Source organism: Paenibacillus spongiae (assembly GCF_024734895.1).
Classification (GTDB): domain Bacteria; phylum Bacillota; class Bacilli; order Paenibacillales; family Paenibacillaceae; genus Paenibacillus_Z; species Paenibacillus_Z spongiae.
Window position 1 is genome coordinate 2,710,437 of record NZ_CP091430.1, and the last position, 12,643, is coordinate 2,723,079.

Below are 12,643 nucleotides of genomic sequence, written 5' to 3' on the forward strand. Positions count from 1 at the left end.
TGATCATATGTTGAACGAGAAGAAGCAGAAGCTTGCCCATACGATTATGGTGCAGGGCACCGCTTCGGATGTCGGCAAAAGCATTATTACCGCGGCTTTATGCCGCATTTTGACCGAGGACGGGTACCGGGTGGCGCCGTTTAAATCGCAGAACATGTCCTTAAACTCTTATGTGACCTGGGACGGCAAGGAAATTGGGCGAGCGCAGGGAATGCAGGCGGACGCATGCGGAGTGTTGGCCACAACGGATATGAACCCGATTCTATTAAAGCCGAAGAAGGATATGATTTCACAGGTTGTTATTCATGGAAAACCGCTCGGCGATTATGCTGCGAAGGTGTATCGCGAGGAAATACTGGCCGAGGCCGGCGATATTGTCACGACATCGCTGGCCAGCCTGAGATCCGAATACGATATCGTCGTTCTGGAAGGCGCGGGAAGTCCGGCGGAAATTAACCTGAAGGACCGGGATATCGTCAATATGCGGGCTGCCGCATGGGCGGATGCGCCGGTCGTGTTGGTTGCGGATATAGATCGGGGCGGCATGTTTGCTTCCATCGTCGGAACGCTGGAGCTGCTGGAGCCCCACGAGCGGGACCGTGTATGCGGATTTATCGTCAATAAATTCCGCGGCGATGTTTCGCTGCTGACACCCGGACTGGAATGGCTGGAGGCCAAAACAGGAAAGCCGGTGCTCGGTGTCGTGCCTTATCTCCCGGAGCTTGGCCTGGAGGATGAAGATTCGTTATCGCTCGACAGCAAGCACGGAACGGAGTATGAGTCAAGGAGCGGCACGGATGACAATAAGATCGACATTGCTGTCATACGGCTTCCGCATATTTCCAACTTTACGGACATTGATCCTTTCTTCAGGGAAGAGGATGTCAGCATTCGATATGTTGCCAATCTTCAGCAATGGGCGAATCCGGACGCAGTGATCATTCCCGGGAGTAAAAATGCCGTAGACGACCTTCACTTTTTGCGCGAGAGCGGGCTGGCTGATCGATTGGAACGGTTCAAGCAAGACGGCGGCCATATCGTCGGCATTTGCGGCGGGTACGAAATGCTCGGCCGAAAGCTCCTCGACCCTCATCATGCCGAATCGGATCAGGATCAGACCGACGGGCTCGGCTGGTTCCCGTTCGACGTCGCATTCGCTGCGCAGAAAAGAACGGTCCGTGTAGAAGGAACGGCTGAGCTGCCTGGGCTAAGCGGCAAGTTCGCGGTGGAAGGGTATGAAATTCATATGGGTACCGTGCATCTAACCGAACCTGACATGGCTGACGGAGACCGCATCCGTTCCATCCCTTGGACAAGGCCTTTCCGCTTGCGGACAAAAGGGGATGCAAGTGCCGTTCCGGAAGGAATTGCTTCTGCAGACGGTCATATTTGGGGTACTTTCCTGCACGGTGTTATGCATAACGATGAGCTTCGCCGGTCGTGGATCAACCGGCTGCGCGAAGGCAGGGGATGGCAACCGCTGCCCGTAACGGTGCGCATGCGGGATCAGCGCGAGCAGTCATTCCGGCGTCTGGCCGATCATGTTCGCTGCTATGTTGATATCGATCGGATCAAACATGCCATGGGGATAACGGAAAGGAGTCCGTCATGAGCCAGCCATTCCGTCAAGGAGCCACGGTTTATCTCTCTCATGTATGGCCGGACTTAACGATCGAATGGCATGAAGAGCGGATCGTAGCGAGCAGCAAGGCGCCTCTGCAGACGCTGAGCAGTGCGGTATACGGGGGCGGATTTGGCGCCGCGGAGCGGTTCGTGAATTGGAAGGTGCCGCTGACTTATGATTGCAGCGATCCTGTGGCGGATTTTCGCGGCATGTTTGGCGAGTGGGGCTATCCGGATGAGTCGACGATCGGTTTCATGACGGCCGCGAAGCTCACGCATGCATCGGTCATGGAAGAAGCCGGGGATCAATTCGCCATCGTGTGCGTGACGACCGCAGGGGTCAGCAATGCCGCAAGAGCGGGTATTGGCAGGCCTTCATTCTCGGCCTATGCGGCCGGTACGATCAATACCTTTATTATGATCGACGGCAGAATGTCATCTTCCGCAATGGTGAATGCCGTTATCGTGGCAGCTGAAGCAAAGGCGGCCGCTCTGCAAGATTTGGGCATTGAAGATCCGCTCCACGGAGGACACGCTACCGGAACGACGACGGATGCCATCCTCATCGGCGCAAGCCAGTCCGATCGCTATGACAGCCCCCACTTATATGCCGGAGCGGCTACGACAATCGGCAATGCCGTTGGCCGGCTTGTTTATGAAACGGTATACGAATCCGTCATTACACGCGATGAGCCATGAAGAATACGAGCGATATGCTGATTAGCCGCATCAGCCCGTAAGCTGGCGAAGCATTGCATCCGTTACGGTTATGGGCTCCTTCGGTATACGGTCAAGCCGGAACAGTTCCACAAGCTCGTCCGGGCGTACCGGTTCCGGCCGATCTAACAATCCGCTATGCGCTGCGATCCAGCCGACGATATACTCGGCGCGGATGCCGTTTGCCCGCATAGCGGCTATTGCCATGCCGCCATGCCGCTTGGCAAGCCGTTTGCCGTCCTCCCCGAGCAGGAGCGGAACGTGGGCGAATCTTGGCGCAGTCAGTCCCAGTGTTTCGTAGAGAAGCAGCTGCCGCGGCGTGGAGTCGAGGAGATCGTATCCCCGCAGCACATCGGTTATGCCCATCGCGGCATCGTCGACCGATACGGCTAGCTGGTAGCTAATGATTCCATCCGCGCGTCTGACGACAAAGTCGCCTCCGGAGCTGGATGGAAACCGCTGCGGACCTGCAGCGAGGTCGTCGAAGCATATATCATGGCTTGGTGCGGCGATTCGCAGCGACGGCGTCTTATCCTTTCTTCGCTCCTCGCGCTGCTCTTCGGTCAGCATGCGGCATGTGCCGGGATATACCGGACCTTCGCTGCTCAGGCCGTGCGGGGCGCTGGCAACCATTAGAAGCTCGGCTCTGCTGCAGAAGCAGGGATAGAGTCTGCCCTCTTCCTTGAGCTTCTCCAAGGCCTCATGATAGAAGGACTCGCGTTCGCTCTGGACATAAGAGGCGAAGGGTCCGCCGATATCGGGACCTTCATCCCAATCCAGCCCGAGCCACCTGAGATCGGCAAGCGCCTGCTCCGCAAGCTCCGGCCGGCAGCGCGGCTTGTCGATGTCTTCCATGCGCAGGACGAACTGGCCTCCGGCACTGCGCACCTGTAGCCAGGCCAGCAGAGCCGTCCGCATATTGCCGATATGCATAAGCCCCGAAGGTGTCGGGGCAAACCGTCCTCGTACCGGAGGTTGAGACATGGCTAACCACTCCTAAAAGTTTTGTGAAGCTTAACCTCTCGACAATCATCGCAACAAAACTTGCTTCGGAAGCATAGGCTTCGTTTTGTGAAGCTTAACCTCTCGAACAATCATCGCAACAAAACTTGCTTCGGAAGCATAGGCTTCGTTTTGTGAAGCTTAACCTCCCGAACAATCATCGCGACAAAACTCGCATCGTAAGCATAGGCTTCGTTTTGTGAAGCTTAACCTCTCGAACAATCATCGCGACAAAACTCGCATCGTAAGCATACGCTTCGTTATTTGGATACATAGCAGGGAGGATAAATCGACAAAAAAAGAGCAGGGACGCTTGCGCCCCTGCTCCTTAAATTCGGCTCGTATAAGTTGATAATGGCGGAGCTGACGGGATTCGAACCCGCGGTCTCCTGCGTGACAGGCAGGCATGTTAGGCCTCTACACCACAGCTCCGCGAATGAAAGACAAACAAACTTTATCACAAACAGCTTCCTGTTTGCAACTATTAATTTCTATATTCATAGAGGCACGCGATCCCCCGCTAACAGCAAGGATGTATACTGCTGGCTGCGGGCGTATCGGGGTGTTCGCTTGACTCAACTATCTTTTGATCGTTATCGTTACTATAATGAAGAGTGTGTCCGCGGCGAAGAGGCTGCGGCAAGGAACAGCCGACAGATTAAGGGGAAGAAGAGATGGGACAATTACCGATAGATGCGATACTCCCGGAATTGCTGGACCGCTTGACAGGTCATCGGAACACGGTGCTCGCAGCCGCACCGGGCGCAGGAAAGACGACGCGGGTGCCGCTGGCAATGCTGGAAGCGTCCTGGCTGAACGGGCAGCGTATCGTCATGCTGGAGCCAAGACGGATCGCAGCGCGATCGGCGGCCAGATTTATGGCGGCTCAACTTGGAGAGCAGGTTGGCGATACGGTTGGCTACAGGGTGCGTATGGACACCAAGGTGGGACCAAGAACGCGGATCGAGGTCATTACCGAGGGCGTATTGACGAGAATGCTCCAGTCCGACCCGGCGCTTGAAGGGGTTGGCATCGTAATATTCGATGAATTTCACGAACGGCATCTGCATTCCGATCTGGGACTGGCCCTTTGCTTGCAATCGCAATCGCTGCTCAGAGAGGATCTGCGGCTGTTGGTGATGTCGGCGACGATCGATACCGGACCTGTCTCGGAGCTGCTGGGCGGAGCGCCTGTCGTAATGAGCGAGGGTCGGGCTTTTCAAGTCGAAACGCATTATACGTCAGGTCCGGCCGCAGGCCGGATCGAAGATGCTGTGGCCCGGGCAGCAGCAGCAGCTCTGCACCGTCATGAAGGAGATGCGCTTGTGTTCTTGCCGGGTGCAGGGGAAATCCGCCGGGTGCACGGTATTCTGGCGTCGATGTCCTTGGGTGCGGATATCCGCATAACCCCGTTATACGGGAATCTTACGCCCGAAGCCCAAGACCGGGCGGTGGCCGAGTCAGCCCCTGGCGAACGAAAAATCGTATTAGCGACTTCTATCGCAGAGTCCAGCATTACCGTGAGAGGCGTTCGCATCGTTATCGACAGTGGCCTCAGCCGGGTGCCGCGCTTTTCTCCGCGGACCGGGATGGCGCGTCTGGAGACGGTGCCCGTATCGCTCGCTTCCGCCGACCAGCGGCGGGGCCGCGCGGGCCGCGAAGCGCCAGGGGTCTGTTACCGGCTCTGGTCGGAGCAGGAGCATCGGCAACTGCGGCCGCAGAGCGACCCAGAGCTGATGAGCACGGACTTGGCGCCGCTGGCGCTTGAGCTTGCTGCATGGGGCATCGCCGATCCGCAGGAGCTGCAGTGGCTGGATATTCCGCCGGCCGGCGCATACAATCATGCGTTAGAGCTGCTGAAGCAGCTTGGCGCGCTTGATAATCGGCAATCCGGCAAGCTGACCGGCCATGGCAAAGCAATGGCCGAGCTGGGCATGCATCCGCGCTTGTCGCACATGGTGCTCAAAGCTGCCGAGCTTGATCTTGGCGCCGAGGCATGCGAGCTTGCGGCATTGCTTAGCGACCGCGACCTGCTGCATGGAAGCCGCAGCGTTGATATCCGGCTGCGCCTGGAGGCGCTGCATGGCGGTTATTCGTCCAAGGATGCAGACGAATCGGCAGTACGCCGTATCGCCAGCGAGGCTGGGCAGTGGATGCGCGCAGCCGGCATTCGCGAATCCGAGAGCATGAGAAGTGCGAATAGCTGCGGCATTCTTCTGGCGATGGCCTACCCGGACCGGATTGCGCAGCGGCGCGGCGATGGCCGGTTTCTGCTTCGCAACGGGAGGGGAGCGGTCATACAGGAGCTCCAGCCATTGTCCGGATCGCCATATCTGGCAGCGGCCGAGCTTGAGGATAGCGGAACGGACAGCCGGATCCGGCTGGCTGCTCCTATCACGCAGGAGGAACTGGAGATCTACCTATCCGCACAATTGGATACGGAACTGGAAGTGAAATGGGACCGTGCTTCCGAATCGGTCCGTGCCCGCCGCAGGCTGCGTATCGGATCGATCGTGCTGAAGGAAGGGCCGCTTCAAGATCCGGATCCGGAGCTTGTCATGCAAGCATTGTTGGACGGAATCAAGCTGCATGGATCCCCGGTTCTGCCGTGGACGAAGTCATCGAGACAGCTGCAAGCACGCATTGAACTGATGCGTCATCATAATCCGGAGTGGCCGGATGTATCCGACAGCCACCTGATGGATACGCTGCCGGAGTGGTTGGGCCCGTATATCGGCGGCATGAGAAACCGTGCAGATCTGGGCAGATTGAATCTGTTCTCCATACTGGAGAGCCTGCTGACCTGGCAGGAACGGGAAACGCTGGAGAAAGAAGTGCCAACTCATATAACGGTGCCAAGCGGATCCCGCATACCGGTCGATTACAGCAATCCCGAAGCGCCCGCGCTTGCCGTCCGGCTGCAGGAGCTGTTCGGCTTGAGGCAGTCGCCGCGGATTGCGGGCGGCAAGCTGCCGATCACGATTCATCTGCTTTCCCCGGCGCATCGGCCGGTGCAGGTGACAAGCGATTTGACAAGCTTTTGGGAACAGGCTTATTTCGACGTGAAAAAAGATCTGAAAGGCCGTTATCCGAAGCACTATTGGCCGGATAATCCGCTGGAGGCCGCGCCGACAAACCGTGCCAAGCCGCGCTCATAACCCGAATTAAACAGGAGGCGGAATTCCACACATGTATGCGATTATTATCTATCTCGTATTAATTAACGTTGCAGCATTTACCTTGATGCGCATCGACAAAACCTACGCGCTCCATCGCAAACGGCGGATATCGGAGCGCAGGCTGCTCACGTATGCTGCTGTCGGAGGCTCGTTAGGCGCATGGCTTGCTATGCACCGCTACCGCCACAAGACGAAGCATCCGAAGTTTTCCGTCGGACTGCCCGTCCTGCTGATCCTTCATATTGCGGGGCTCATTTTATTATTCCGCTGGACGATGGAGAAATAGATGATCGGCAGGGCCGTTATTGCCCGGAGGACCAAGCAATGATTTTTAGTGGGTATTGACTGCCCCTCTTGTCCTATGGTATATTGATCATTCGCGTGAAGCACGGACCTGTTCATATTCGCTATGAAACGATGCGTTCGAGGCTCACTCTATATCTAAACCTTAAGCCGCATGCGAATGCGGCTATCGGTTTCTTATCATATCCATATGGGGGGTAACTGAAATGACGATTCAAAGTGCCTTTCAACACGAGGAGAAGCGGCTTGAAGATGTATTGTCGCATATCCGCATTCAACTTCGCGCAATCGGTCCGCGCTATACCGGCGATGATTTTACCGAGCAAATGATCGATTTGCAGACGGAACAGCGCAGGCAGCGCCTGGAGGTATCCCATCGGGAGCCGTACTTTGGCCGGCTTGATTTTCAAGAGGATGCGAAATCCGAGCCGACACCGCTCTATATCGGCAAGGCCGGTGTAGCGCACGAGCAGACGAACGACCTGCTCGTCATCGATTGGCGTGCGCCGGTTGCAAGTCTTTTCTATGCGTTCAGCGGAGGGGAAGATCCGGTAACTTACGAGTCGCCCGATGGAGAAATCGGCGGCACCATTCATCTGAAACGGAACCTGATGGTGCGTGAGGGGAAGCTCGACCGATTGGTCGACAGCTATGTCCGGGGGCAGGAGGATGAATCCGTTACCGACGAATTTCTGCTCTATCGGCTCGGCGAGAGCAAGGATAACAAGCTGCGCGATATCGTATCGACCATCCAGCAGGAGCAGGATCGCATAATCCGCACCGATAAGAATAAGGCGGTATTCATCCAGGGCGTTGCCGGAAGCGGCAAAACGACCGTCGCGCTGCACCGGCTGGCCTATTTGCTGTATCAATACGCCGACCGGATCAGCGCGGAGCGAATGGTCATTTTTGCGCCGAACCGGATGTTCCTCGATTATATCTCGGGGGTGCTGCCGGAACTTGGCGTTGGCGATATTAAGCAAACAACCTACACCGAATGGGCAATCGAGCAGCTGCAGAAGACGGTCCGTATCGATGATAACGCGGATTCGCTAGCCTATTGGTTCGAACAGCCGAGGAAGCGGGAAGAGATGGAGCGCTCGCCCGGACGTTTGAAAGGAAGCATGCTCTTCAAGCAGGCCGTTGACGCCAAGCTGGAGGCTGTGGAGGCGACGCTGCTGCCGCAGCAGCCGTTCGAGCCGATCGAAGGCATGGTATTAACGCCGGATACGGTTCAGAGCTGGATGCTCACCGACGAGAGCAGCGAACCGTTAATGCGCCGCCGCACCCGACTTGTCAGCCGCTTGAAGCGCTGGTTCGAGTCGGAGTGGAAGAGCCGGCGGATGACCGACAGCAAGCTGAAGGCCAAAGCAAACGCCAGGCTCAATGCCTTTAGCAAAAAAATCCCTTCTTTCACAGCAACTCAGCTATATGCTTCGCTCATGGACGACGAATCGGTCGCGGCGCTGCTGCCGGCCGAGGACCGGACTTCGACGAAGAAGCGGATGAAGCAGGGAACGGCTGCACCCGAGGATTTGGCGCCGCTCGTATACATCCAGCTCCGTCTATTCGGTTCGGATCAACCGACCTATGATCATGTCGTGATTGACGAAGCCCAGGATTATTCGCCGTTCCAGCTGGAATCGCTGCGCTTGTGCCAGCGCCGACCGTCGATGACCGTGCTTGGCGATTTGCAGCAAGGCATACACGGCTACGCCGGCATACACAGCTGGATCGAGCTGACGGCGCTGTTCGATCTGGACGACAGCGGATACTTCGAGCTGGACCGCAGCTATCGTTCGACCATGGAGATTATCGAGTTCGCGAACCAGGTTCTCCGGGGAATGGGAGACGGTGTGAAGCCTGCGACTCCGGTATTCCGCAGCGGTGAGCCGGTAGAAGTCGTTTCTTGCGAAGAAATGGAACGCCTGCGTCTTGTGAAGGATTCCATTCAAGCCTGGACCGAAGATGGAGCGTACCGGACGATTGCGATTCTCGGACGTACGGCAAAATCCTGCGAAGCGATCTGGGAGCATCTGACGGCCGCAGGGCTGAAGGCTTCCCTCGTCCGCAGCAAGCAGGAAGCCTACGGCGGCGGACTGACGGTTGTTCCGGTCTATTTAGCCAAAGGGCTCGAGTTCGATGCCGTGCTCATTGCCGATGCCGATGCGGCGTACTATGGACCCGATGACGCCAAGCTTCTGTATGTCGGATGCACCCGTGCCCTGCATAAGCTTAAACTGCTGCACGCAGGAACGCTAACGTCGCTTATCCAACCGCAAGATTAATCCGCGCGCTGTTCCTCTGTAGAGTCTATTCATCAATTAAAATCTGCCCGCCTTAAGGCGGGTTTTTCGCATTTTGTGCATCCTAACGGTAGCGTTATCCGTACGAACACGGAGATAGGATGAAGGAGCTGGGAGACGATGGAAGATAACCAATCAACGAAACAAGATCCGCAAGCCGATATAAGGCCTCAGCCAGTGCCGACCGCGGGCGATCCGGATCAGGTGCGGGCTGGTGAACCGATCCGAGAACATCTGCGTGTGCCGGAGACGAAAGAAGAGCTGACCGATGCGCTGCAGGTCGTATTAAAATGGGAGCGAGAGCAGAAAGATATCTTCTTCTGGGAGAAGCTCGGCCGTCTTCCCTTTATGCTGCTCGACAAGCTGACCCCGCGTTTTCTGCAGCAAAAGGTTGGCCAAGCGCTGGACGAGGTGGGCAGCTTCCTGCAGACTGGCGGCAGATATATCATTTCGGAGCGCGAGGTGCTGCGTAACCTTGGGGTACAATCGCTCGGCGAAGCAGCGGTGCTGCCGCTGACGAGCATGAACAAGACGGCGGAGGAACTTTCAGAGAGCCGCAAAACGTACGCGACCGTCCAAGGCGCGACAACCGGCTTCGGCGGCTTGTTCACGCTTGCCGTCGACATTCCGGCGCTGCTCGGATTATCGCTCAAGGTCATCCAGGAAATCGCCATCAGCTACGGCTATGATCCGAAGGAGAAAGAAGAACGCGTTTTCGCCGTCAAATGTATGCAGTTCGCCTCCTCCGATATCGTCGGCAAACGGGCCATTCTGGAGCAGCTCGCGCTGTTCGGGCAACCGGGGTCGCATAATCAGATGGCATCCCAAATCCAAGGCTGGCGCGAAGTGATGACGACCTATCGGGACAATTTCGGATGGAAGAAGCTGTTCCAGATGATCCCGATCGCCGGCATGCTGTTCGGGGCCTATATCAACCGGGGGACCCTGCAGGATGTATCCGAAGCGGCGAGAATGCTGTACCGGAAGCGCCGCTTGCTCGATCGGTTGAACCAGCTGAAGCAGGGCGAGGCCGGGATCTACTAATGGCAAGCAAATAATCGGAAAGCCGGTATCATATCCGCATGAAGCGGGTCGATATCGGCTTTTTTTGGGGATTAATGATCGCTTCGGCTGGGAAAGGGACTCGCAGTCAGCTGGCAGCTCAGTGCGGTCATTGACCGACTTTCCGGTAGGATGATATTTATTGGATACTGGAACACCTCTCAGATGGCACGGAGGACAGGTACTCATAGCCGCACATTGAAGGAACGGCAGCTTCAAAGCCATCTTCCGTACCGGCGGCATTTCCTGTCAAAGCATGTCGCAGGAGCGGCAAATGTGCTATGCTAATGGTCACCGATCATGAGCAAAGGGGAAGCCTCATTATGGATTTTACCGTGCACTATTTATCGTTCTTCGTGATCCAGACGGAAGGGCCGGACGGAGCATCGAAGACGTTCAAGCATTTTCAAACGATAGACCAGGATGAATATGCCGAAAGTGAATTGAAATCATTCCTCGACGGGGAATTTCAACGGATATGCAAGCGCAAGGCGGAACGCCACCCGAACACGGAGGCTGCCCCGACGAAGATCGGGCGATTTATCGCAGAGCCGGGCTACGATCTGGACAGCAATCCGAATTATAATCTGATGCAGCGGCTGCGTTCGTCGGACAGCAAGGAAGGCTTTCACGGTTATGCCGACGAGCTTGTGCGGATGTATATGGACGCAGCGGCCGTTCGAGGCGGAGCATTGATTATTGTACAAGCGACGCCTGTCAAGCATTCAAGCGAGCCGCTTCTGTTTGTGTTAAAATGCGATTTCGAGCCGAAGATCGCCCGTATCGCCGATGAGAAGAAGCTGATCTCGCATGTTGAGATGGCCATCAGCGCCCGGAATATGAAATCGATCCAGTATCCGTACATGCCGGAGGAAGGGATGCTTGAGCCGTGGGAGCTGAAGATCCATCAAGCTTCCCATGCCCGCTACTTTGAAGATTTTCTCCGCTATGTCAGCTACGAAAAAGCGATGCCCGAGCTAATGACGGAGCATATGCTGACGATCGTATCCGAATATATGGAGGAGAAGTGGCAGGGGCAGGAGGGGGAAGAGCGGGAGCAGGAAGCCAATGTGTACGAGCTGTGGGCGCACAGCGAGAAGCGCGAGCTGCAGGAGCAGTGGTCGGAAGAGCAGGTCGCGGTTGCAACGGAACGGCTCGTAGAGCAGCAGCCGAATCTGAGCTTGACGTTCAAGCTGGATAGCGTATCCGTGAAAGCGCCGTTAGCCGAATTCGGGAATTCGGTTCATTTTGCCGTTTATAACGGTCGCTATGTAGCTTTGATCGAAGGAGAAGGCTTCCAATTCGATCGCAGCATGCTGCCTGTCGAGCTGCTGCAGCCGCCCGATTTGCTTGAAGTATTGGAGAAGGTGGGCAGCAAGAAGCAGGAGGATGACGAGCCGCCGTTCTGATTATGTGAGCCTGATCCCCTCCGGAGCAGGTGATTGGCCGTTGGGCCAAACGGGAACGTTAATGGGAAATTTATTAGATGCCAGGGGAGGTCAAGTCGAATGGAACAGTTATTTTTTGTGCAGCTTGGCATGGGGACCGATTTGCACGGACAGAACGTGACCAAGGCCGCGGTACGGGCCGTTCAAAACGCGATTCACCATAATTCGATGCCAGGCTTGCCGTCGATGCTTCCGGAGAGAAGCTTGGATCGGATGAAAGTGAACGTGAAGCTGGCAGTTCCGTGCGATCATGAACAGCTTGATCATGAGGCCGTGAAAGCTGTACTGCCATACGGTGAAGTAACGATCGAGGTCATCGATGGTGGAATGCTGACCACAAGCGGTATCGTGCTTGAGGACAAGCATGACCGCAATGATTTGATTTACGTTGTCGTCGCATCGGTTGAAGTGGGCTGTTGAGCAGCAGCAGGTTCAGAAACGACTTGAGTTTATATACGAGATAGATAAGATTAAGCAGTATCCGGCATGCAATGAACGCGGCTCTCGCGATAGGCTTTTCTGTGAAGAAGGCCCTCGCATGAAGTACCGTCGATTTATGCAGGATGTTTAGAGAGCCTCCCGATATTCGGGAAGCTCTCTTTCTTTTATGTGTACCTGCTTATATGGTATGTGTTGGTGTATAGTCGTTCAATGTATGCAGGTTCGGTTCGACTCACGGTGGAGGGTAATGTGGTAGGTTAGCCGTTTCGGGATGATGTCCAGGAAGTGGGATGACGATGGAACGATCTTCGATGATAGCCTGCTCCGTTATGTGGCGATGTAACAGAAGCTGGTTGCATAGATGGAGGAATGGCGTTATGCATCTGCGGAAAGCGGGAGGTTAAGCCGAGAATGCAAACTGTAAGACCCAAAATCGGCGTTACAGCCAGTCGAAGGCTGAACGGACGAGCTGTAAGGCCGGAAAAGGGACTTACAGCGCGCCGAATGCAGCTAGACTAGAAAGTGGACACACCGTAGTAGCGACCTGTTACAATAAAACTAA

The 12,643-nt window shown here is 55.9% G+C and carries 9 protein-coding genes and 1 tRNA gene; 8 read left to right on the plus strand and 2 right to left on the minus strand.

Features of this window, described 5'->3' with window-relative positions; translation table 11 throughout:
• Nucleotides 1-7 precede the first annotated feature (7 nt).
• Entirely contained in the window at nt 8-1,612 is a 1,605-nt protein-coding gene (locus L1F29_RS12610) for a cobyric acid synthase (RefSeq protein WP_258388655.1), read from the plus strand.
• The gene (locus L1F29_RS12615) at nt 1,609-2,322 is read left to right on the plus strand and encodes an adenosylcobinamide amidohydrolase (protein WP_258388656.1); all 714 of its coding nucleotides are present in this window, start codon (nt 1,609-1,611) and stop codon (nt 2,320-2,322) included. The genes L1F29_RS12610 and L1F29_RS12615 overlap by 4 nt, the downstream gene beginning before the upstream one ends.
• A gap of 30 nt (nt 2,323-2,352) precedes the next feature.
• Here the strand turns inward: L1F29_RS12615 and gluQRS are convergent, their stop codons facing one another.
• Both gluQRS and L1F29_RS12625 read right to left on the minus strand, forming a co-directional pair.
• Entirely contained in the window at nt 2,353-3,324 is a 972-nt protein-coding gene (gluQRS, locus tag L1F29_RS12620; RefSeq protein ID WP_258388657.1) for a tRNA glutamyl-Q(34) synthetase GluQRS, read from the minus strand.
• A 373-nt stretch (nt 3,325-3,697) separates the two neighbouring features.
• Nucleotides 3,698-3,774, minus strand: a tRNA-Asp gene (locus L1F29_RS12625).
• A 242-nt stretch (nt 3,775-4,016) separates the two neighbouring features.
• Here L1F29_RS12625 and hrpB point away from each other — a divergent pair.
• The 6 genes from hrpB to L1F29_RS12655 all read left to right on the plus strand — a co-directional run bounded on the left by hrpB (nt 4,017) and on the right by L1F29_RS12655 (nt 12,060).
• Nucleotides 4,017-6,500, plus strand: coding sequence for an ATP-dependent helicase HrpB (gene hrpB / locus L1F29_RS12630; protein ID WP_258388658.1), 2,484 nt, complete (start codon nt 4,017-4,019; stop codon nt 6,498-6,500).
• Between the two features lie 31 nt (nt 6,501-6,531).
• Nucleotides 6,532-6,807, plus strand: coding sequence for a DUF1294 domain-containing protein (locus L1F29_RS12635; RefSeq protein ID WP_258388659.1), 276 nt, complete (start codon nt 6,532-6,534; stop codon nt 6,805-6,807).
• Nucleotides 6,808-7,030: 223 nt separating this feature from the next.
• The gene (locus L1F29_RS12640) at nt 7,031-9,112 is read left to right on the plus strand and encodes a HelD family protein (RefSeq protein ID WP_258388660.1); all 2,082 of its coding nucleotides are present in this window, start codon (nt 7,031-7,033) and stop codon (nt 9,110-9,112) included.
• 138 nt (nt 9,113-9,250) lie between these two features.
• Nucleotides 9,251-10,174 (plus strand): EcsC family protein, encoded by a 924-nt coding sequence (locus L1F29_RS12645; RefSeq protein ID WP_258388661.1) that lies wholly within the window; start codon nt 9,251-9,253, stop codon nt 10,172-10,174.
• A 341-nt stretch (nt 10,175-10,515) separates the two neighbouring features.
• Complete coding sequence (locus tag L1F29_RS12650; protein WP_258388662.1) at nt 10,516-11,601, plus strand: DUF3900 domain-containing protein; 1,086 nt, start codon at nt 10,516-10,518, stop codon at nt 11,599-11,601.
• 99 nt (nt 11,602-11,700) lie between these two features.
• Nucleotides 11,701-12,060 carry a Lin0512 family protein gene (locus tag L1F29_RS12655; protein ID WP_258388663.1) on the plus strand — a complete coding sequence of 120 codons (360 nt, stop codon included), beginning with the start codon at nt 11,701-11,703 and terminating at the stop codon, nt 12,058-12,060.
• The last annotated feature ends 583 nt before the right edge of the window (nt 12,061-12,643 follow it).